The sequence below is a fragment of the Kitasatospora sp. NRRL B-11411 genome, from assembly GCF_000721345.1.
GTDB classification, from domain to species: Bacteria; Actinomycetota; Actinomycetes; order Streptomycetales; family Streptomycetaceae; genus Kitasatospora; species Kitasatospora cineracea.
Genome location: NZ_JOGH01000012.1, coordinates 49,250 through 69,903, shown reverse-complemented (window position 1 = coordinate 69,903; position 20,654 = coordinate 49,250). Strand labels below are relative to the sequence as shown.

The 20,654-nt window shown below is 74.6% G+C and carries 15 protein-coding genes; 12 read left to right on the top strand and 3 right to left on the bottom strand.

Annotated features, from left to right (window positions below; genetic code table 11):
• Window position 1: 1 nt before the first annotated feature.
• A complete protein-coding gene (locus IH44_RS0108550) occupies window positions 2-1,294 on the bottom strand; it encodes an MFS transporter (RefSeq protein ID WP_035954417.1) in 1,293 nt (430 codons plus the stop codon).
• A gap of 169 nt (window positions 1,295-1,463) precedes the next feature.
• Between IH44_RS0108550 and IH44_RS0108545 the strand changes: the two genes are divergently transcribed.
• The 5 genes from IH44_RS0108545 to ftsY all read left to right on the top strand — a co-directional run bounded on the left by IH44_RS0108545 (window position 1,464) and on the right by ftsY (window position 8,385).
• Window positions 1,464-2,276, top strand: coding sequence for a hypothetical protein (locus tag IH44_RS0108545; protein ID WP_030458830.1), 813 nt, complete (start codon window positions 1,464-1,466; stop codon window positions 2,274-2,276).
• 115 nt (window positions 2,277-2,391) lie between these two features.
• Window positions 2,392-2,685, top strand: coding sequence for an acylphosphatase (locus IH44_RS0108540; protein WP_030458829.1), 294 nt, complete (start codon window positions 2,392-2,394; stop codon window positions 2,683-2,685).
• Window positions 2,686-3,066: 381 nt separating this feature from the next.
• The gene (locus IH44_RS0108535) at window positions 3,067-3,270 is read left to right on the top strand and encodes a hypothetical protein (protein ID WP_030458828.1); all 204 of its coding nucleotides are present in this window, start codon (window positions 3,067-3,069) and stop codon (window positions 3,268-3,270) included.
• A gap of 246 nt (window positions 3,271-3,516) precedes the next feature.
• The gene (gene smc, locus IH44_RS0108530) at window positions 3,517-7,113 is read left to right on the top strand and encodes a chromosome segregation protein SMC (protein WP_030458827.1); all 3,597 of its coding nucleotides are present in this window, start codon (window positions 3,517-3,519) and stop codon (window positions 7,111-7,113) included.
• Window positions 7,114-7,137: 24 nt separating this feature from the next.
• Window positions 7,138-8,385 (top strand): signal recognition particle-docking protein FtsY, encoded by a 1,248-nt coding sequence (gene ftsY, locus IH44_RS0108525; RefSeq protein WP_030458826.1) that lies wholly within the window; start codon window positions 7,138-7,140, stop codon window positions 8,383-8,385.
• A 90-nt stretch (window positions 8,386-8,475) separates the two neighbouring features.
• Here ftsY and IH44_RS0108520 read toward each other — a convergent pair whose 3' ends face one another.
• Window positions 8,476-9,153 carry a bifunctional DNA primase/polymerase gene (locus IH44_RS0108520; RefSeq protein ID WP_030458825.1) on the bottom strand — a complete coding sequence of 226 codons (678 nt, stop codon included), beginning with the start codon at window positions 9,151-9,153 and terminating at the stop codon, window positions 8,476-8,478.
• 441 nt (window positions 9,154-9,594) lie between these two features.
• Between IH44_RS0108520 and IH44_RS0108515 the strand changes: the two genes are divergently transcribed.
• From IH44_RS0108515 to ftsH, 7 genes are all read left to right on the top strand, one after another.
• On the top strand, window positions 9,595-11,052 hold the full coding sequence (locus IH44_RS0108515) for a hypothetical protein (RefSeq protein WP_030458824.1): 1,458 nt from the start codon (window positions 9,595-9,597) through the stop codon (window positions 11,050-11,052).
• Between the two features lie 261 nt (window positions 11,053-11,313).
• The gene (locus IH44_RS0108510; protein WP_030458823.1) at window positions 11,314-12,636 is read left to right on the top strand and encodes an ammonium transporter; all 1,323 of its coding nucleotides are present in this window, start codon (window positions 11,314-11,316) and stop codon (window positions 12,634-12,636) included.
• Window positions 12,633-12,971 (top strand): P-II family nitrogen regulator, encoded by a 339-nt coding sequence (locus tag IH44_RS0108505; protein WP_030458822.1) that lies wholly within the window; start codon window positions 12,633-12,635, stop codon window positions 12,969-12,971. Before IH44_RS0108510 ends, IH44_RS0108505 begins: the two co-directional genes overlap by 4 nt.
• An 87-nt stretch (window positions 12,972-13,058) precedes the next feature.
• Entirely contained in the window at window positions 13,059-15,488 is a 2,430-nt protein-coding gene (locus IH44_RS0108500) for a [protein-PII] uridylyltransferase (RefSeq protein ID WP_030458821.1), read from the top strand.
• Between the two features lie 103 nt (window positions 15,489-15,591).
• The gene (gene ffh / locus IH44_RS0108495) at window positions 15,592-17,151 is read left to right on the top strand and encodes a signal recognition particle protein (protein ID WP_030458820.1); all 1,560 of its coding nucleotides are present in this window, start codon (window positions 15,592-15,594) and stop codon (window positions 17,149-17,151) included.
• Window positions 17,152-17,214: 63 nt separating this feature from the next.
• Window positions 17,215-17,739 (top strand): GNAT family N-acetyltransferase, encoded by a 525-nt coding sequence (locus tag IH44_RS0108490; protein ID WP_232794866.1) that lies wholly within the window; start codon window positions 17,215-17,217, stop codon window positions 17,737-17,739.
• A gap of 61 nt (window positions 17,740-17,800) precedes the next feature.
• Window positions 17,801-19,705, top strand: coding sequence for an ATP-dependent zinc metalloprotease FtsH (ftsH, locus tag IH44_RS0108485; protein WP_030458818.1), 1,905 nt, complete (start codon window positions 17,801-17,803; stop codon window positions 19,703-19,705).
• 89 nt (window positions 19,706-19,794) lie between these two features.
• Here the strand turns inward: ftsH and IH44_RS0108480 are convergent, their stop codons facing one another.
• Complete coding sequence (locus IH44_RS0108480; protein ID WP_030458817.1) at window positions 19,795-20,610, bottom strand: class I SAM-dependent methyltransferase; 816 nt, start codon at window positions 20,608-20,610, stop codon at window positions 19,795-19,797.
• Between the last annotated feature and the right edge of the window lie 44 nt (window positions 20,611-20,654).

The following is a 20,654-nucleotide window of genomic DNA, read 5'->3' as shown; positions in this document are numbered from 1 at the left end:
CTCAGCGCTCCGACGGCCCCCGGCCCCCGGCCCCCGTCCCGTCCGGGACGGGGGCCGTTCGCACCTCCGGGGGCGCCTCGGCGGCGGCCGGCTCCCGGCGGCCCAGCACCGCCAGCACCGCCGCGCAGGACACCAACTGCCAGGCCGCGCCCCAGCCCAGCACCGTCCCCGCCCCGACCGCCGAGGCCAGCGGCCCGGCCAGCGCCAGCCCGACCGGCCCGAACGCGAACGCCCCCAGCGTCACGTACCCGCCGACCCGGCCCAGCGCCTGCGGCGGGACGTGGCGCTGCACCAGGGTGGAGAACAGGGTGCCGGAGACGATCGAGGTGACCCCCGCCCCGGCCGCCGCCAGCACCACCAGTGGCAGCGGCCCGCCCAGCGCGAGCGTCCCCGAGGGCAGCGCCCAGCCCGCGGTCACCGCCAGGGTCGTGCGCAGCGGCCGCCGGGTCCGCCGCCCCAGCAGCGCCAGCCCGCCCAGCACCGCGCCCGCCCCGTAGGCGCCCATCACCGCGCCCCAGCCGCTCGCCCCGCCGAGCCGCTCGCGGGCCAGCACCGGGCCCAGCACCAGGAACGGCGCCCACACCAGCAGGTTGAACAGGCAGCCCTGCAGCACGCTCACCCACAGCCACCGCCGGGTGCGGAACTCGTCCCAGCCGTCGCGGAGTTCGGCGACCAGCCCGGGGCCGCCGGCCCCGGCGGGCAGCACCGGGACGCGGAGCAGGGCCAGCGCGGTCAGGCCCACCGCGTACGAGGCGGCGTCGATCAGCAGCACCCAGCCCGACCCGGCGGTGGCGGTCAGCAGCCCGGCCAGGGCCGGGCCGGCCACCGCGGCGCCGTTGCGGGCGATGCCGGTCAGCGCGTTGGCGTCGGCCAGGTCGGCGGCCGGGACCAGCCGCGGCAGCAGCGCGTCCAGCGCGGGCAGGAACACCGCCTCGCCCAGCCCCCACAGCGCCGCCAGCGCGGCCAGCGCCCACACCGTGCCGTGCCCGGCGAACAGCAGCGCCGCGGCGGCCGCCTGGGTCGCGCAGCGCAGCGCGTCCGAGCCGAGCATCACCCGGCGCGGCCCCAGCCGGTCCGCGGCCGCCCCGCCGAGCACCAGCAGCAGCACGATCGGCACGATCCGGGCGGTCATCACCACCCCGAGCCCGGAGCCGCCGCCCCCGCCGTCCAGCACCGCGAAGGCCACCGCCACCGAGGCCATCGAGGAGCCGAACAGCGAGACGGCGTACCCGGTGAAGAAGAGGCGGAACTCCCGCCCGCGCAGGACGGCGAGCCGCCGTGGAATCGACTTCATGACCGGCAGGCTGCCCCGCCGCCGGGCCGCCCGGCAAGGGCTTCCGGCGAAAAAGTTGAGCGAGACAGCATCAATTTTTGGAGGGTCGTGATCCCCCGCAGTAAATCGGCGATTTACCGCAGTTGGAGCGAGTGTTGACGGCCTGTCCGCCAGAGGATTTACTGCGGGTATGACACCCGTGGAGTTCGCCGTCGCGGCCGAGCACTACCTGGCGGGGGCCCCGCTCGCGGACGGCTCCCGGCGGGTCTACCGGATCGCCCTGCACACCTGGGCCTGGCTGCTGGTCGTCCGCACCCCGCCGTCCGGCGCCCACCGGCGGGGGGCCGCCCCGCCGGTGCTGCCGCTCGCCCTGCTGGACGGGCCGGACGCACCGGACCGGGTGGCCGCCGCGTTCGCCGAGCGGGCCGCGGCGGTGGGCGCGCGCACCGCCAACCGCGAACTCTCCGCGCTGCGGGCGGCCCTGCGCTGGTGGTGCGCCCGTGGCTGGCTGTCCGCCGACCCCGCCGCCGGGCTGCGCCCGCTGCCGACCGCCGCCCCGACCGCCGCGGGCCCGGCCGGCGGCCTCGGCGAGGATCGGGTGCGGGCCGTGTTGGCGCTGCGGGTGCCGCTGCGCGAGAAGGTGCTGTGGCACCTGGTGCGGGAGAGCGGCGCCCCGATCGAGCGGCTGCTGGCGCTGGACGTGGACCGGCTCGACCTGGCGAACCGTCAGGCCCGCACCGCCGCCGGCGAGCGCCCGCTGCGCTGGCGCGGCGGCACCGCCCGGCTGCTGCCGCTGCTGGTGGCCGGCCGCACCGCCGGCCCGCTGTTCCTCACCGGCCGGCGCGCCCCGGCCGGTGTCCCGGAGCGCGACCGCTGCCCGCTCACCGGGCGCGGACGGCTCTCCTACCGGCGGGCGGCCGAACTGTTCACCGCCGCCACCGCCCCGCTGGACCCGGCCGGCCGGGGCTGGACGCTGCACGCGCTGGCCGAGCCGCGCCGGTAGCGCCGCCGGCTCCTGTGTCCGTGGGGAGCGCGGCGCCGCACCGGTGGGGAGGGTCGGTGGAAGGGGCGTGAAGCCCGTTCCGAGCGCCCCCGAAGTGCCCGACTATGGTCGACACATGCAAGGTCACGACAGCCGCCGGTCCGTCCGCGCCACCATCTGGGTGCGCGGCCGCGTCCAGCAGGTGGGGTTCCGCTGGTGGACCAGGGCCAGGGCCCTGGAGATCGGGCTGACGGGCTACACGAGCAACCTCGGGGACGGCCGCGTCCAGGTGGTCGCCGAGGGGTCGCGCGCCGACTGCGAGCGGCTGCTCGCCGCGCTGCGCGGGCCCGGAACGCCTGGTCAGGTCAGTGGAGTCACCGAGATCTGGACCGCCGTGGGCGACGGGTACCAGGGCTTCGTGATCCGATGAGCACACCGCAGTTGCCGGTGGGAGGAGAGCCCCCGGCAACTGCCGGTGTCACAGGGTTGCCTTCGGGGCAGACTCGTGGTTGACTCCGCAGACGTAGTGATCCACTAGCCCGGCCGATGGTGTGAGGTTCCCGCCATGCAGGTGACAGGGGCGCGGTAGCGTGCGGTGATCGTGTTGACCCGTACGGTCTTTGGTGAGACGCTGGAAACCCGCGCACAGGTTTGCGTTTAACCGGCGGGGCCACGCCTGTGAGTGTGCCACTCACCAGCGGATGCCCTCGTAGTGCCCAGCCAGCACGTCCGGCGCGCAGGCGCGTGCGTATCCCTTCCCCCAAGACCCACCGTACACGGTTCGGTCACTCAGCGTGGAGGACCACACATCATGGCAAAGGCGCTTCTCGGGTACGTCGGCGGCCCCGACCCGCGAATGCTCTCCGAGATGCGACGGCTGCAGCAGCGCGTCCAGGACCTGGAGAACGAGCTGGTCAAGCTCCAGGCCGAGAACGACGCGCTGTCCGCCGTCGCCGATGAGCACTCGCTGCTCAGCAGCATCGACCTGGACCAGCGCGAGCCGGCCCTGACCTGATCGCTCGTGGTCCTCGTGAGCGACGCAGTCGTGCGCTGAGCTTCCCCGCGAGGGGATGGCAGCCTGCAAGGGACGTCCGAGGCGGACGTCCCTTCGTCGTGTCCACGACGGTCCTGTCGCTGGGACATTGCCCGACCCGCGGCGTGCCCAAACCACCGCCTGAGGGCCCGTCGGCACCCCGGCCGGATACAGTCGCCAGCGGTGGGCCGCGGCGGCGGCCGGCGGTACGGCGAGGAGGACGGTCGGGTGCACCTCAAGAGCCTGACCCTGCGCGGGTTCAAGTCCTTCGCCTCGGCGACCACCCTGCGCTTCGAACCCGGCATCACCTGCGTGGTCGGCCCCAACGGCTCCGGCAAGTCCAACGTCGTCGACGCGCTCTCCTGGGTGATGGGCGAACAGGGCGCCAAGTCGCTGCGCGGCGGCAAGATGGAGGACGTCATCTTCGCCGGCACCAGCGGGCGCCCCCCGCTCGGCCGCGCCGAGGTCAGCCTCACCATCGACAACACCGACGGCGCCCTGCCGATCGACTACACCGAAGTCACCATCACCCGGACGATGTTCCGCAACGGCGGCAGCGAGTACGCGCTCAACGGCACCGTCTGCCGGCTGCTCGACATCCAGGAACTGCTCTCCGACTCCGGCATCGGCCGCGAGATGCACGTCATCGTCGGCCAGGGCCAGCTCGACTCCGTGCTGCACGCCGACCCGATGGGGCGGCGCGCCTTCATCGAGGAGGCGGCCGGCGTCCTCAAGCACCGCAAGCGCAAGGAGAAGGCGCTGCGGAAGCTCGACGCGATGCAGACCAACCTCAACCGGGTCCAGGACCTGGTCGCCGAACTGCGCCGCCAGCTCGGCCCGTTGGGCCGCCAGGCGAAGATCGCCCGGCGCGCCGCCGGCATCCAGGCCGAACTGCGCGACGCCCGGCTGCGGCTGCTCGCCGACGACCTGCTCACCCTGCGCCGCGCCGTCGAGGCCGAGGTCGCCGACGAACTCGCGCTCAAACTCCGCCGCACCACCGTCGAACAGCAACTCGCCGCCGCCCTCCAGCGCGAAGCCGTCCTGGAGGCCCAGGTCGAGCAGCTCGGACCGGCCCTCGAAGCCGCCCGGCAGACCTGGTACCGGCTCTCCTCGCTCGCCGAACGCACCCGCGGCACCACCGGGCTCGCCGAGGCCCGGATCCGGGCCGCCGCCACCGCCGGACAGCTGGAGGAGCGCCGCGGCCGCGACCCGGAGGACCTCGAACGCGAGGCCGAACGGGTCCGCGCGGAGGAAGCCGCCCTCGAAGCCGCCCTGGAACAGGCCCAGGACGCCCTCGACGAAGCCGTCGAGGACCGCACCGGACTCGAACGCGCCCTCGCCGACGAGGAGTTGCGGCTCAGAGCGGCCGCCCGGACCATCGCCGACCGGCGCGAAGGACTCGCCCGCCTGCAGGGCCGGGCCGCCGCCGCCCGCACCCGCGCCACCGCCGCCGGGGCCGAGACCGAACGGCTCGCCACCGCCCGCGACGAGGCCCGGCTGCGCGCCGACGCCGCCGACCGGGAGCACCAGCGGCTCCGCGAACAGGAGGAGGAGTCCGAAGCGGGCGAGGAGCAGGCCGAACAGCACCACCAGCAGGCCCGCGAAGCCCTCCGGGACGCCGAACGCGCGCTCTCCGCCGCCCGCGAGGCGCTCACCGCCGCCGAGAAGGAACGCGCCGCGCTCACCGCCCGGCACGACGCCCTCGCCCTCGGCCTGCGCCGCAAGGACGGCAGCGCCGCCCTGCTCGGCCGCCCCGGCGTGCTCGGCCCCGCCGCCGAACTCCTCACCGTCGCACCCGGGTTCGAGCTCGCGGTGGCCGCCGGACTCGGCCCCGCCGCCGAAGCCCTCGCCGCCACCGACCCCGCCCGCGCCGCCGACGCACTGGCCTGGCTGCGCGCCGGGGACGGCGGCCGGGCCGCCCTGCTGATCGCCGACCGGACCGCGGACGACGCCGTGGACCCGCCCGCGGACGTGCGCCGGGCCGCGGAACTGATCGGCGGACCGGACGAGGTGGCCGCCGCCGCCCGGCGGATCCTGGCCCGCACCGCCGTGGTCGACGACCTCGACGCCGCCCGGCAGCTGATCGACCGCCACCCCGACTGGACCGCGGTCACCCGCGACGGCGACCTGCTCTCCGCCACCCTCGCCCACGGCGGCTCACCCGGCGCGCCCAGCCCGCTGGAGACCCGCGCCGCCGTCGCCGAAGCCGCCCGCCGCATCGAGGAACTCGACACCCGCTGCGCCCGGGCCGCCGAGGAACTCGCCGCCGCCCGGGCCGAACGCGAGACCCGCGCCGCCGAGGTCGAACAACTGGCCGCGCTGCGTCGCCGGGACGAGCAGCGCCGGGCCGAACGCGCCGGCGCCCTCGGCCGCTCCGGCGGCGCCGCCCGGGCCGCCCGGGACGAGGCCGACCGCGCCGCCACCGCCGCCGCCAAGGCCGACAGCGGCCTCGCCGAGGCCCGGGCCGCCGCCGAGGAACTCGCCGAACGCCTCGCCACCGCCGAGGAACTCGCCGACGGCGGCGAGGACGAACCCGACCCCGCCGAACGCGACCGGCTCGCCGCCGCCGCCTCCGCCGCCCGGCAGACCGAGCTGGAGTCCCGGCTCGCCGTCCGCACCCACGAGGAGCGGGTGCGCGGCCTCGCCGGACGCGCCGACCAGCTCGACCGGGCCGCCCGCGCCGAGCGCGAGGCCCGCGCCCGCGCCGCCGAACGGCGCGAACGCGCCCGCCGGGAGTCCGCCGTCGCCACCGCCGTCGCCACCGGCGCCCGGCACCTGCTCGGCCGGATCGAGGAGACCCTCGCCGCCGCCGAGGCCGAACGCGCCGCCGTCGAGGCCGACCGGGCCGCCCGCGAGGCCGAACTGCGGCAGTTCCGCGAGCACGGCCGCACCCTCAAGGCCGAACTCGACCGGCTGGTCGACGCCGGGCATCGCGACGAGGTGCTGCGCGCCGAGAAGCGGCTGCGGATCGAACAGCTGGAGGCCCGGGCCCTGGAGGAGTTCGGCATCGAGGGCGGCGACCTGCTCGCCGGCTACGGCCCCGACCAGCCCGTCCCCGCCCCGCCGCCCGAGGACGGCCAGGAACCCGGCGAGCCCCGCCCCTACGTCCGCGCCGAGGTCGAACGGCGGCTCAAGGCCGCCGAGCGCGCCCACCAGCAGCTCGGCAAGGTCAACCCGCTCGCGCTGGAGGAGTTCGCCGCGCTGGAGGCCCGGCACCGCTTCCTCGGCGAACAGCTCGACGACCTGCGCAGGAGCCGCCGCGACCTGATGGACATCGTCCGCGACGTCGACACCCGGGTCGAGCAGCTGTTCACCGCCGCCTACCACGACACCGCCGCCCAGTTCGAGGGCGTCTTCGCCCGGCTGTTCCCCGGCGGCGAGGGCCGGCTGCTGCTCACCGACCCGGAGAACATGCTCACCACCGGCGTCGAGGTCGAGGCCCGGCCGCCCGGCAAGAAGGTCAAGCGGCTCTCGCTGCTCTCCGGCGGCGAACGCTCGCTCACCGCCGTCGCCCTGCTGGTGTCGATCTTCAAGGCCCGGCCCAGCCCGTTCTACGTGATGGACGAGGTCGAGGCCGCGCTCGACGAGACCAACCTGCGGCGGCTGGTCGGGATCATGGAGGAGCTGCGGGAGAGCTCCCAACTGATCGTCATCACCCACCAGAAGCTCACCATGGAGTCCGCCGACGCCCTGTACGGCGTCACCATGAAGGGCGACGGCATCTCCCAGGTGATCAGCCAGCGGCTGCGGCCGCCGGCGCGGGCGGCGGCACCGCAGCAGGAGCACAGGACAGCGCTGGAACCCGCGCAGCCGGGCCCGGCATAGGCGCTACGTGATACTGGACGGGTTATGGAATACGTGATCCTTGCCGTTGTCATTGCGGTGGTCGCCATCGGCGCGATCACCGGACTCGTCGTCTCCGGCAAACGACGCAGAGAACTGGACCGGTCGAGCCGACCGCCGACCATCACCGCGCCCGCGAAGCCGGAGCCGGGAACCACCGCGACCGCCCCGGCGAAGCCCGCGGAGGGCGCCGCCGAACCCACCGCGCCGCCCGCCGCCACCGGCGCCACCCAGGCCCCGGAAGCCCCGGTCGCCGAGGAGCCGGCCGAGGAGCCGGCCGTCGGGGAGCCGACCGCCGAAGAGGCCGAGGCCGCACCCGCGATCGAGGTGCCCGAGCCCACCGCCGGGCGCCTGGTGCGGCTGCGCTCCCGGCTCTCCCGCTCGCAGTCCACCCTCGGCAAGGGCCTGCTCACCCTGCTCTCCCGGGACCGCCTCGACGAGGACACCTGGGAGGAGATCGAGGAGACCCTCCTCACCGCCGACGTCGGCGTCGGCGCCACCCAGGAGCTGGTCGACAACCTGCGCACCCGGGTCAAGGTGCTCGGCACCCGCACCCCCGACGAGCTGCGCGGCCTGCTCCGCGAGGAACTGGTCAAGCTGATCGGCACCGAGGCCGACCGCACCGTCCGCTCGGTCAAGCACGAGGAGGGCCCGGCCGTGGTGCTGGTGGTCGGCGTCAACGGCGTCGGCAAGACCACCACCACCGGCAAGCTCGCCCGCGTCCTGGTCGCCGACGGGCGCAAGGTCGTGCTCGGCGCCGCCGACACCTTCCGCGCCGCCGCCGCCGACCAGCTCCAGACCTGGGGCGAACGGGTCGGCGCGCACACCGTCCGCGGCCCCGAGGGCGGCGACCCGGCGTCCGTCGCCTTCGACGCCGTCAAGCAGGGCATCGCCGACGGCGTCGACACCGTCCTGATCGACACCGCCGGCCGGCTGCACACCAAGACCGGCCTGATGGACGAGCTCGGCAAGGTCAAGCGGGTGGTCGAGAAGCACGGCCCGGTCGACGAGGTGCTGCTGGTGCTGGACGCCACCACCGGACAGAACGGCCTGGTCCAGGCCCGGGTGTTCGCCGAGGTGGTCGACATCACCGGCATCGTGCTCACCAAGCTGGACGGCACCGCGAAGGGCGGCATCGTCATCTCGGTGCAGCGCGAACTCGGCGTGCCGGTCAAGCTGATCGGCCTCGGCGAGGGCGCGGACGACCTCGCGCCGTTCGAGCCGGGGGCGTTCGTGGACGCGCTGCTGGGCTGACGTACCGCCGCACCGGCGCACCTCGATGAGGCCCGTCCGGGAGGGAACCGCCCTCTCGGACGGGCCTCGTCGTGCGTCCGTGCGCAGGGCCTAGCTGGCCAGCTCCGCGGTGCGGGCGCGGGTGCGGTGGCAGGCGTAGGCGAGGGTGCCGAGCAGCAGGCGGGCCTCGGGCGGGGCGCTGTCCGGGGTGGGGCGGCGCAGCCAGCGCATCGGGCCGAGTGGGCCGAGCGGGGTCGGCGGGGCGGCCAGGTAGGAACCGAGGCCGTGGCAGGCGAGGTCGAGCGAGGCGTCGTCCCAGCCCATCCGGTAGAGCAGGTCGGGCAGGCGTTCGGCGGTGCCGGGGGCGACGAAGAGCAGCAGCCGGCCGGCGGGGGAGGCCAGCACCGGGCCGACCTGGGTGCCCATCCGTTCGAGCCGGACCAGGGCCTGCAGGCCGGGCTGGGCCGGCACGTCCAGGACGTCGAACCGGTGGCCGGTCGGGAGCAGCAGCGGGGCGTCGGCCGGACATCGGGCGGCGAGCTCGGCGGCCGTCGCGCCGGGGGCGATGACCGGCCCGACCAGGTGGTGCAGGTTGGGCGCGGCGCAGTGCGGGACGCCGCAGTCGCAGGCCGTCGGGGCGGCCGGGGCGGCGAGCCGGGCCGGGCTGCCGACGGCCAGCGTCCAGCCCCAGCGCCCGGAGTACTCGGCGGCGGCCTGCAGCGCGGTGGGCCGGGTGCGGCGGCGGGCGCCGAGGGGGGTGAGCCGCAGGGTGCCGAACAGCTTGTCCATGCCACCCCCAACCGGTTCCGGTCGCCGCTGGTTACGGGACGGTGACAGGGCGTCGTCCGATGGGCGCGTGGTGCGTGGTGCACCGGAGGCGCGCGCGGACCGGCGCACACCGATCCGGGTGGCGCGGGCGAGCAGGCGCCTTGCACCAGCGCTTCGGATGCCGGATCGTCGTTGCCGCACGCGTGCCTCCGTCGGGTTCCGTCGGGTCCGGGCATGTGCCGGGGTCATGCAGAGCTGACTCCCAGTGAAGCGCGGTAGCCGGCCCGGTAGTTCACTCTTGGGGGTGGCGAAAGGTGGCGTTTCTCCGACGTTGCTCCCCCGGATGGCGGAGGCGCGCTACGTTCGGGATACGGAACGCAGCCGACCGGTCACGCGGGCGGCGATGAACACGAGTCAGGGCGAAGCGGGGCCCCGGGTTCGGGGCGGGATGGGGACGGTCCCATGGGTGAGAAGCAGCCGAACGAGAAGCTGGGCTCCTGGTTCACGCGCAGCGGCTGGTCGAAGGGCGAGCTGGCGCGTCAAGTGAACCGCAGGGCGCGGCAGATCGGCGCGCACCACGTCTCCACCGACACCTCGCGGGTGCGCCGGTGGCTGGACGGCGAACAGCCGCGCGAGCCGATCCCGAAGATCATGTCGGAGCTGTTCTCGGAGCGCTTCGGCTCGGTGGTCTCGGTCGAGGACCTGGGCCTGCGCACGGTGGTCCAGGTGACCACCGTCGGCAGCGGGGTCGACCTGCCGTGGAGCCCGCAGCAGACCGTGCAGGCGATCAGCGAGTACTCGCGCAGCGACCTGATGCTCAACCGCCGCGGCTTCCTGGGCACTTCGCTGGCGCTGACGGCCGGCGCGGCGCTGATCGAGCCGATGCAGCGCTGGCTGACGCCCGGCCCGAACGGCGCGCCGACCCCGATCCTGGCGGCGGCCAACGGCGGCCAGCAGTTCTCCGGACGGCTGTCCGAGCCGGAGATGCAACTGCTGGAGCAGACCACCGAGATGTTCCGGAAGTGGGACGCGCAGAACGGCGGCGGCCTGCGCCGCAAGGCGGTGGTCGGCCAACTCCACGAGGTCACCGACCTGTTGCAGGAGACCTACCCCGAGACGACCACCAAGCGGCTGTTCCGGATCACCGCCGAACTCGCCCACCTGGCCGGCTTCATGTCGTACGACGTGGGCATGCACCCGAGCGCGCAGAAGTACTACGTGCTGGCGCTGCACGCGGCCAAGGAGGCCGGCGACCGCCCGTTCGGGGCGCACGTGCTGACCGACATGAGCCGGCAGATGATCCACCTCAACCGCGGCGAGGACGCGCTGGAGCTGATCCACCTCGCCCAGTACGGCAGCCGGGACACCGCCACCGCCCGCCAGCAGTCGCTGCTGTACGCGATGGAGGCGCGGGCGTACTCCACCATCGGCGAGGTCAACCGGTGCGCCCGGGCGGTGCGGCTGTCCGAGGACACCTTCAGCGAGATCCGGGAGACCAACGAGGACTCGCCGAACTGGCTGCGGTTCTTCTCGTACGCCGAGCTGTGCGCGGAGAACGGCCACTCCTACCGGGACCTGGCGTACACCTCGGACCGCGGGGTGGCGATGGCCAAGGCCGCCGAGCCGCTGATCACCGAGGCGGTCGACCGGTTCCGGGAGGACGGCGACCACGTCCGCACCTACGCGTTCAACCTGGTCGGGATGGCCTCGGTGCGGCTGCTGCAGCGCGAGCCGGAGGAGGCCGCGAAGTACTGCGAGGAAGCGGTCGACATCGCCAAGAAGGTGCGCTCCGAGCGGCTGAACACCCGGGTCCGCAAGACCTCCGAGGCCGCCAGCCGGGACTTCCGCGGCGCCCCCGGGGTGGACCGGCTGGCCGAGCGGGTGGTGCACGACATCCCGGAGTTCGTCTCGGTGGTCTGACCCCTCCGCCGCTCCGTCGCCCACGGCCGTCCGCCCCCCGTCCGGACGGCCGTCGGCGTATAGCACGCGCTGTCCAGTACGCGTCACCTGCCGTGGTTCACCTGCCCGTAACGGGCGCGTCGACCGCGTCACTGCGGCGAAACACCGAGCCGCATCGGCCGAAACCCGACTTCGGCACTCTCCTCTCATCGCCGACACGCCGGAATGGCACGGGACAGGTGTTCCGGTCGTGGTGCGGCTCTGATTTCGGAGGAGACGCCGATGCCGGACGGCTTCAGCGCGGGCGATACCGCCTTTGTGTTCATCTGTGCGGCCCTGGTCATGTTGATGACCCCGGGTCTGGCCTTCTTCTACGGAGGCATGGTCAGGGTCAAGAGCACCCTCAACATGCTGGTGATGAGCTTCATCTCACTGGCCATCGTCACGGTGCTCTGGGTCCTGTACGGCTACACGCTGGCCTTCGGGCCGGACGCGGGGGCGGGCCTGATCGGCAACCTCGACTACCTGGGCATGCGCGGCATCGACCTGAACGCCCTGACCGGGACGATCCCGGTGACCGGCTTCGCCGCCTTCCAGCTGATGTTCGCGATCATCACCCCGGCGCTGATCAGCGGCGCCATCGCGGACCGGGCGAAGTTCGCGGCCTGGAGCCTGTTCGTGGCGCTCTGGGTGACCGTCGTGTACTTCCCGGTCGCGCACTGGGTGTTCTTCTTCGACGGCGGCAACGGCGGCTGGCTCGGCGACCGCAACGGCGTGATCGACTTCGCCGGCGGCACCGCGGTGCACATCAACGCCGGTGCGGCCGGCCTGGCCCTGGCCCTGGTGCTGGGCAAGCGGATCGGCTTCAAGAAGGACCCGATGCGCCCGCACAACCTGCCGCTGGTGATGCTCGGCTCCGGCCTGCTGTGGTTCGGCTGGTTCGGCTTCAACGCGGGCTCGGCGCTGGCCGCCAACGGCGTGGCGGGCATGGCCTTCGTCAACACCCAGGTCGCCACCGCCGCCGCCGTCCTCGGCTGGCTGGCCTACGAGAAGATCCGGCACGGCGCGTTCACCACGCTCGGCGCCGCCTCCGGCGCGGTGGCCGGCCTGGTCGCCATCACCCCGGCCTGCGGCTCGGTCTCCCCGCTCGGCTCGATCGCCATCGGCCTGATCGCCGGCGCGCTGTGCGCCGCCGCGATCAGCCTGAAGTACAAGTTCGGCTTCGACGACTCGCTCGACGTGGTCGGCGTCCACCTGGTCGGCGGCATCGTCGGCTCGCTGCTGATCGGCCTCTTCGCCACCGGCCACGTCGGCCAGACCGCGTCCGGCCTGTTCTACGGCGGCGGCCTGGGCCAGCTCGGCAAGCAGGCGCTCGGCGTGGTCGTCGTCCTGGTCTACTCCTTCGTGCTCTCCTGGCTGCTGGGCCAGGCGATCCAGAAGACCATCGGCTTCCGGGTCGCCGAGGAGGTCGAGGTCTCCGGCATCGACCAGGCCGAGCACGCCGAGTCCGCCTACGACTTCACCGCCGTCGGCGCCAGCCTCGCCCGCACCCCGGCCACTCCGGTGGCCGTCCCCGCCGAGAAGACCGAGGTCGACGCCCGATGAAGCTGATCACCGCCGTCATCAAGCCGCACCGCCTGGACGAGGTCAAGGACGCCCTGCAGGCGTTCGGGGTGCACGGCCTGACCGTCACCGAGGCCAACGGCTACGGCCGCCAGCGCGGCCACACCGAGGTCTACCGCGGCGCCGAGTACACGGTGGACCTGGTCCCGAAGGTCCGGATCGAGATACTGGTCGAGGACGAGGACGCCGAGCAGCTGATCGACGTGGTCGTCAAGGCCGCCCGCACCGGGAAGATCGGCGACGGCAAGGTCTGGTCGATCCCGGTCGAGACCGCCGTCCGGGTCCGCACCGGCGAACGCGGACCCGACGCCCTCTGAACCACCGCTGAGACCCTCCTGGCGGACCTGCCCGTGCGGCAGGTCCGCCGAAGGCGCATCCGGCACCAGTACGCACCGGGAGCAGACGTGAGCAGCACCGACCCCGCCGAGCACGGCTACAGCGCCGAGCGCGCCCGCCTGCTGGCCGACCCGGACACCACCGGCCCGCAGCGCCGCGCCGCCCTGGCCCGGCTCACCGACGACTGGCTGGCCGCCCTGCACCGGGCCGCCGGCGGCCCCGCCCGCACCGCGCTGGTCGCCGTCGGCGGCTACGGCCGGGCCGAACTCTCCCCGCGCAGCGACCTGGACGTGCTGCTGCTGCACGAGGGCCCGCTCGCCGCCGACCTCGCCGAACGGATCTGGTACCCGGTCTGGGACAGCGGCGTCGCCCTCGACCACGCCGTCCGCACCCCCGGCGAGGCCCGCGAGGTCGCCGCCGAGGACCTCAAGGCCCAGCTCGGCCTGCTCGACGCCCGCCACCTGGCCGGCGACCCGCAGCTCACCGCCGACCTGCGCTCCGCCGTCCTCGCCGACTGGCGCGCCGCCGCCCCCGAGCGGCTCCCCGAGCTGCGCGAGCTCGGCCGCGCCCGGGCCGAACGCCACGGCGAGCTGTCCTTCCTGCTCGAACCCGACCTCAAGGAGGCCCGCGGCGGCCTGCGCGACCTGGTCGCCCTCGACGCGGTGGCCGCCACCTGGCTCGCCGACGCCCCCCGGGACGGCCTGGACGCCGCCGCCCGCACCCTCGCCGACGTCCGCGACGCGCTGCACCTGACCACCGGCCGGGCCACCGAACGGCTCTCCCTCCAGGACCAGGACCAGGTCGCCGAACGCCTCGGCGTGCTCGACGCCGACACCCTGCTGCGGCAGGTCTACCGGGCCGCCCGCACCGTCGCCTACGCCTCGGACGTCACCTGGCGCTCCGTCGACCGCGTCCTCGCCGCCCGCCGCCCGGCGCCGCGCCGCGTCGCCCGGTTCGGCTTCCCGTTCAACGGCGCCCGGCGCGCCCCGCTCGGCCCCGCCGCCCCCGAGCGCCGCCCGCTCGCCGAGGGCGTGGTCGAGCAGGACGGCGAGGCGGTGCTCGCCCAGGCGGCCCGGCCCGCCACCGACCCGGTGCTGCCGCTGCGCGCCGCCGCCGCGGCCGCCCAGGCCGGACTGGCCGTCGGCTACGCCACCGTGCGCCGGCTGGCCGCCGAGACCGGACCGCTGCCGGTGCCCTGGCCCGACGAGGCCCGCGAGCAACTGGTCACCCTGCTCGGCGCCGGCGAGGCCTGCCTGCCGGTCTGGGAGGCGCTGGAGGCCGAGGGGCTGATCAGCCGGATGCTGCCGGACTGGGAACGCGTCCGCTGCCGCCCGCAGCGCAACGCCGTGCACCGCTGGACCGTCGACCGGCACCTGATCGAGACCGCCGTCCGGGCCGCCGCGATGACCCGCCGCACCGCCCGCCCCGACCTGCTGCTGGTCGCCGCGCTGCTGCACGACCTCGGCAAGGGCTGGCCCGGCGACCACTCCGAGGCCGGCGAGGTGATCGTCCGCGACGTCGCGGTCCGGATGGGCTTCGACAAGCACGACACCGACACCCTGGCGCTGCTGGTGCGCCACCACCTGACGCTGGTCGACACCGCCACCCGCCGCGACCCCGACGACCCGGCCACCGCCGACCTGATCGCCAAGACCGTCGGCACCCAGACCCACCTGGAACTGCTGCACGCCCTCACCGAGGCCGACGCCACCGCCACCGGCCCCGCCGCCTGGTCGAGCTGGCGGGCCTCGCTGGTCGCCACCCTGGTCGAGCGCACCGCCGCCCGGCTGGCCGGCGACGCCCGCCCGCCCGCCGCCGACGCCGAGGTCACCGCCGACCAGGAACGCCTCGCCGTCGAGGCCGCCCGCACCGGCGCCCCCGCGCTCGCCCTCACCGCCCACGCCGAGACCCCGTCGGACGGCGGCGAGCCGATGGGCGTCGAGCTCACCCTGGCCATCCCCGACCGCCCCGGCCTGCTCGGCACCGTCGCCGGGGTGCTCGCGGTGCACCGCCTCACCGTCCGCAAGGCCGGCCTGCGCGAACTCGACCCGATCGGCGCCGGCCCCGTCCTGCTGCTGTCCTGGACGGTCGCCGCCGAGTACGGCGACCTGCCCGAGGCCGCCCGGCTCCGGGCCGACCTGCGCCGCGCCCTGGACGGCTCGCTGGACGTCGCCCGCAAGCTCGCCGAGCGCGACGCCGCCGCGCCGCGCCGCCGCGGCATCAGCACCCCGCCGCCGGTGGTCGCCGTCGCCCCGCACGCCGCCTCGCGCTCGGCCACCGTGCTGGAGGTCCGCGCGCACGACGCGCCCGGCCTGCTGCACCGGATCGGCCTCGCCCTGGACGGCGCCGGGGTACGGGTCCGCACCGCGCACGTCTCCACCCTCGGCGCGGAGGCCGTCGACGCCTTCTACCTGACCTCGGCCGACGGCCGGCCGCTGGAACCGGAGCACGCCGAACGGGTCGCCGGGGCCGTCCGGAAGGCCCTGGAGGCGCGCTGAACGCCGGTTCCCGCAGGGGCGCAGACCGCTCGCCGGGGGTACGGCTACCCTTGGGGGCGACGACAGTACCCGTACTCGATGCCGCAAGGGACCCGCGACCGACGTGTTCGACACTCTCTCCGACCGCCTCGCAGCGACGTTCAAGAACCTCCGGGGCAAGGGCCGTCTCAGCGAGGCGGACATCGACGCCACCGCGCGCGAGATCCGGATCGCCCTGCTGGAGGCGGACGTCGCGCTCCCCGTGGTCCGCGCCTTCATCAAGCAGGTCAAGGACCGGGCCCTGGGCTCCGAGGTCTCCGGCGCGCTGAACCCGGCCCAGCAGATCATCAAGATCGTCAACGAGGAGCTGATCAGCATCCTCGGCGGCGAGACCCGCCGCCTGCGGTTCGCCAAGACCGGACCGACCGTGATCATGCTGGCCGGCCTCCAGGGCGCGGGCAAGACCACGCTGGCCGGAAAGCTCGGCCACTGGCTCAAGAGCCAGAAGCACACCCCGCTGCTGGTCGCCTGCGACCTCCAGCGCCCCAACGCCGTCACCCAGCTCGGCGTGGTCGCCGAGCGGGCCGGCGTCGCCTTCTACGGCCCGCAGCCCGGCAACGGCGTCGGCGACCCGGTGCAGGTCGCCCGCGACTCCATCGAGTACGCCAAGCAGAAGCAGTACGACGTCGTCATCGTCGACACCGCCGGCCGCCTCGGCATCGACGCCGAACTGATGCAGCAGGCCGCCGACATCCGCGCCGCGGTCGACCCGGACGAGGTCCTGTTCGTGGTCGACGCCATGGTCGGCCAGGACGCGGTCACCACCGCCCAGGCCTTCCTGGAGGGCGTCGACTTCACCGGCGTCGTGCTCTCCAAGCTCGACGGCGACGCCCGCGGCGGCGCCGCGCTCTCGGTCGCCCACGTGACCGGCCGTCAGATCATGTTCGCCTCCAACGGCGAGAAGGTCGACGACTTCGACGCCTTCCACCCCGACCGGATGGCCTCGCGCATCCTCGGCATGGGCGACGTCCTCTCGCTGATCGAGAAGGCCGAGCAGACCTTCTCCCAGGCCGAGGCCGAGAAGATGGCCGCCAAGCTCCAGGGCGGCGGCAAGGACTTCACGCTCGACGACTTCCTGTCGCAGCTGGAGCAGGTCCAGAAGATGGGCTCCATCTCCAAGCTGCTCGGCATGCTCCCCGGCATGGGCCAGATCCGCGACCAGATCAACAACCTGGACGACAAGGACGTCAACCGGGTCGGCGCGATCATCAAGTCGATGACCCCGGCCGAGCGCTCCGACCCCAAGCTGATCAACGGCTCGCGCCGGCTGCGCATCGCCAAGGGCTCCGGCGTCCAGGTCGGCGAGGTCTCCGGCCTGGTCGAGCGGTTCTTCGAGGCCCGCAAGATGATGTCCGCGATGGCCTCCGGCAAGGGCATCCCCGGCATGCCGGGCATCCCCGGGATGGGCGGCGGCGGCAAGAAGTCCGCCAAGAAGGCCCCGGTCGCCAAGGGCAAGCGCAAGAGCGGCAACCCGCTCAAGCGCGCCCAGGAGGAGGCCGCGGCCGCCGAGCGCAAGGCGCTCGGCCCCGGCCAGGGCGCCCAGCCGGGCGGCGCGTTCGGCCTCCAGCCGGGCAAGGGCCCGGCCGACTTCGACCTCCCCAAGGAGTTCAAGGACCTGCTGTAGGCGGCGGGGCGCGGGTGCACCCGCGCCCCTGCTTCCGTCCCCCGTTGCGCCATGATGTCCCGTATGCGCGTGACGATCCGATCCCCCCGCCCCGATGACGTCGTCCCCTACGCCGAGGCGGTGCGCCGCTCCGCCGCCCACATCGGGCGGTGGAACCCGGTGGAGCCGGACGGCCTGCCGGACCTGCTGAGCCGTCAGGGCGCGGGCCTGCGGACGTTCCTGATCGTCGACGTCGAGACCGGCGGCCTGGTCGGCAAGTGCAACGTGGCGAACATCGTGATGGCGCGGTTCTGCAACGGGGTGCTGGGCTACGACTCGTACGAGCCGTTCGTCGGGACGGGCCGGATGTCGGAGGGCATGCGGCTGGTGGTGGAGCGCTGCTTCACCCCGGCCGAGCGGGGCGGGCTGGGACTGCACCGGCTGGAGATCAACGTGCAGCCGGACAACGAGCGGTCGATCGCCATGGCCCGCCGGCTGGGCTTCCGGCACGAGGGCCTCACCCCGCGGATGCTGTTCCTCCAGGAGGCCTGGCGCGACCACGAGCGCTTCGCGCTGACCGCGGAGGAGTGGCCGACGCCGGTGCGCTGACCGGGCCCGGTCGCGGCGTTGCGCGCCGCCCGGCGGGCGCCGTGTCCGTATTGTCCGACGGGTGAGCAACCCCGTGCCGCCGCGCCAGACCCCCGACCAGCCCTGGCGCTCCGAGGGGGCGCCGCCCCCGCCGCCGCCGAAGAAGAAGATGCCGGGCGGCTGGACCGGCCTGATCCTCACCGCGCTGGTGGTCTTCCTGCTCTCGGACGTCCTGCTGAGCTTCTTCGGCAACGGCGGGTCGACCACGATCTCGTACACCGAGTTCAACAAGCAGCTGAACAGCGGCAACATCACCAAGATCTACGCCAAGGGCGACGCGATCGAGGGCAACCTCAAGAACAAGCAGCCCAAGCCGGACGGGGAGAAGGGCGACTACACGGAGTTCACCACCCAGCGCCCGGCGTTCGCGGGCGACAACCTGTGGGGCACCCTGCAGTCGCAGAACGTCGAGGTGACCGCCCGGCCGGTGGTGCAGCAGCGCAGCTTCCTGGCCAACCTGCTGATCTCGCTGGCGCCGATGCTGCTGCTGATCGGGGTCTGGGTGCTGATCGCCCGCCGGATGGCCGGCGGGATGGGCACCGGCGCGCTCGGCCGCAAGGCCCCGCCGAAGCCGGTGGACACCAGCCAGGGCAAGCGCACCACCTTCAAGGACGTGGCCGGCATCGACGAGGTCGAGGCCGAGCTCAGCGAGGTGGTCGACTTCCTGAAGAACCCGCAGGAGTACCGCCGGCTCGGCGCCAAGATGCCGCGCGGCGTCCTGCTCTCCGGCCCGCCCGGCACCGGCAAGACGCTGCTGGCCCGGGCCGTCGCCGGGGAGGCGGACGTGCCGTTCTTCTCCGCCTCGGCGTCCGAGTTCATCGAGATGATCGTCGGCGTCGGCGCCGGCCGGGTCCGCGACCTGTTCTCCGAGGCCCGCAAGGTCGCCCCGGCGATCGTCTTCATCGACGAGATCGACACCATCGGCCGGCAGCGCGGCGGCGGTGGCGGCATGGGCGGCCACGACGAGCGCGAGCAGACGCTCAACCAGATCCTCACCGAGATGGACGGCTTCTCCGGCTCCGAGGGCGTGATCGTGATCGCCGCGACCAACCGCGCCGAGGTCCTCGACCCGGCCCTGCTGCGCCCCGGCCGGTTCGACCGCCGGATCACCGTCAGCCCGCCCGACCGGGCCGGCCGCGAGCAGATCCTGCGGATCCACACCCGCGAGGTGCCGCTGGCGAAGGGCACCGACCTGGACACCGTCGCCCGCACCACGCCCGGCATGACCGGCGCCGACCTGGCCAACCTGGTCAACGAGGCCGCGCTGCTCGCCGTCAAGCGCAAGCAGGACGCGGTCGGCCAGGAGGACCTCTCCGAGGCACTGGAGAAGGTCCAGCTCGGCGCGGTCCGCCCGCTGGTGATGCCCCAGCAGGAACGCGAGCGGACCGCCTTCCACGAATCCGGCCACGCCCTGCTCGGCATGCTGCAACCCGGCGCCGACCCGGTCCGCAAGGTCACCATCGTGCCGCGCGGCCGCGCCCTCGGCGTCACCCTCTCCACCCCCGACACCGACCGCTACTCCTACACCGAGCCCTACCTGCGCGGCCGGATCGTCGGCGCGCTCGGCGGGATGGCCGCCGAACAGGTGGTCTACGGGGTGGTCACCACCGGCGCCGAGAGCGACCTCGAACAACTCACCACCATCGCCCGCTCGATGGCCGGCCGTTGGGGCATGAGCGACCGGGTCGGCCGGGTCACCGCCATCCCCAACGACAGCCAGTCCCCGTACGGCCTGGCCGCCGCCCCCACCACGCTGGACGCGGTCGACGAGGAGGCCCGGCGGATCGTCGCCGAGTGCTGGGAGGAGGCCGTCGCCCTGCTGCACCGGCACCGCGACCGGCTCGACGCGCTGGCCGCCGCCCTGCTGGAGGCCGAGACCCTCGACGAGGACGCCGCGTACGCTGCCGCCGGGCTCAGCCGGTCCTGACGCCGGGCTCAGCCGGTCCTGGCGCCCTGGCGCCCTGGCGCCCTGGCGTTCCTGGCATTCTTGGCGGTTCCCGCCCAGGGGCTCTGCCGCTACCCGCGGGGCTTCGTCCCCACCGCCCAGCGGAACTCGTTCGCCATCCGCACCGAACCGTCCGGGCGCAGGTACGGGTGCAGCGCCTCCGCCAGCTCCTTGGCCACCAGCGCCGCCCCGGCGGCCTCCTCGGCCCGGTCGAACAGGCCGGTCGACAGCAGGCCGCGGACCGCCGAGTCCAGGCCCGCGTAGGCGAACGGGCAGGCCACCCGGCCGCTCCCGGACGGGCGCGTCCCCGCCGCGGCCAGCAGCGACTCCAGGGCGCCGGGGCCGGACGCGGCGAACGGGTCCGGCGCGTCCAGCGGGGCGTGCCGGCGGGCCACCTCCAGCACCGCCGCGCTCTCGCAGCGCTCCGCCGGACCCCAGGCGGCCACCACCAGGTGCCCGCCCGGCAGCGTGCGCTCCGCCGACCGGGCGACCAGCGCGGGCACCGGCGGCTGCTCGAAAACCGTCACCAGGGAGTGCGCCGGGCGGGGGACGGGGTGCGCCGAACGGGCGACCGCCTCCGCCCGGCCGCCGGGCGACACCTGCAGCCCGCGGGCCGCCGCCAGCTCCCGCAGCCCGGCGTCCGCCTCCACCCCCGCGACCTGCGCGCCGCGCCCCGCGGCGAGCAGCAGCGCCAGCCCCGACCGGCAGCCGACGCCCAGCAGACTGGTGGCCGCGCCGACCTCCAACCGCCGGTAAACGTCCTGGTAGAGGGGGACGAGCATGCGCTCCTGGATCTCCGCCCAGTCCCGCGCCCGACCGCTGCGCCCCGCCGGGGAGTCCGTCCGGACCCGGTCCACGGTGCTGCCGGTCACCTGCGCTGAAGCCATCGCGGCCTCCCATTCGGTCCTCGGAATCGGCTGCGGTCCCCGCA

Bases quoted from the DNA above. Each gene is read 5' to 3' on its own strand.
- IH44_RS0108535 (WP_030458828.1), top strand. From the start codon at position 3,067: ATGGCAAAGGCGCTTCTCGGGTACGTCGGCGGCCCCGACCCGCGAATG.
- IH44_RS0108510 (WP_030458823.1), top strand. From the start codon at position 11,314: ATGCCGGACGGCTTCAGCGCGGGCGATACCGCCTTTGTGTTCATCTGT.
- IH44_RS0108540 (WP_030458829.1), top strand. From the start codon at position 2,392: ATGCAAGGTCACGACAGCCGCCGGTCCGTCCGCGCCACCATCTGGGTG.
- IH44_RS0108550 (WP_035954417.1), bottom strand. From the start codon at position 1,294: ATGAAGTCGATTCCACGGCGGCTCGCCGTCCTGCGCGGGCGGGAGTTC.
- IH44_RS0108480 (WP_030458817.1), bottom strand. From the start codon at position 20,610: ATGGCTTCAGCGCAGGTGACCGGCAGCACCGTGGACCGGGTCCGGACG.
- IH44_RS0108545 (WP_030458830.1), top strand. From the start codon at position 1,464: ATGACACCCGTGGAGTTCGCCGTCGCGGCCGAGCACTACCTGGCGGGG.
- IH44_RS0108515 (WP_030458824.1), top strand. From the start codon at position 9,595: ATGGGTGAGAAGCAGCCGAACGAGAAGCTGGGCTCCTGGTTCACGCGC.
- IH44_RS0108505 (WP_030458822.1), top strand. From the start codon at position 12,633: ATGAAGCTGATCACCGCCGTCATCAAGCCGCACCGCCTGGACGAGGTC.
- ftsY (WP_030458826.1), top strand. From the start codon at position 7,138: ATGGAATACGTGATCCTTGCCGTTGTCATTGCGGTGGTCGCCATCGGC.
- IH44_RS0108490 (WP_232794866.1), top strand. From the start codon at position 17,215: ATGCGCGTGACGATCCGATCCCCCCGCCCCGATGACGTCGTCCCCTAC.
- IH44_RS0108520 (WP_030458825.1), bottom strand. From the start codon at position 9,153: ATGGACAAGCTGTTCGGCACCCTGCGGCTCACCCCCCTCGGCGCCCGC.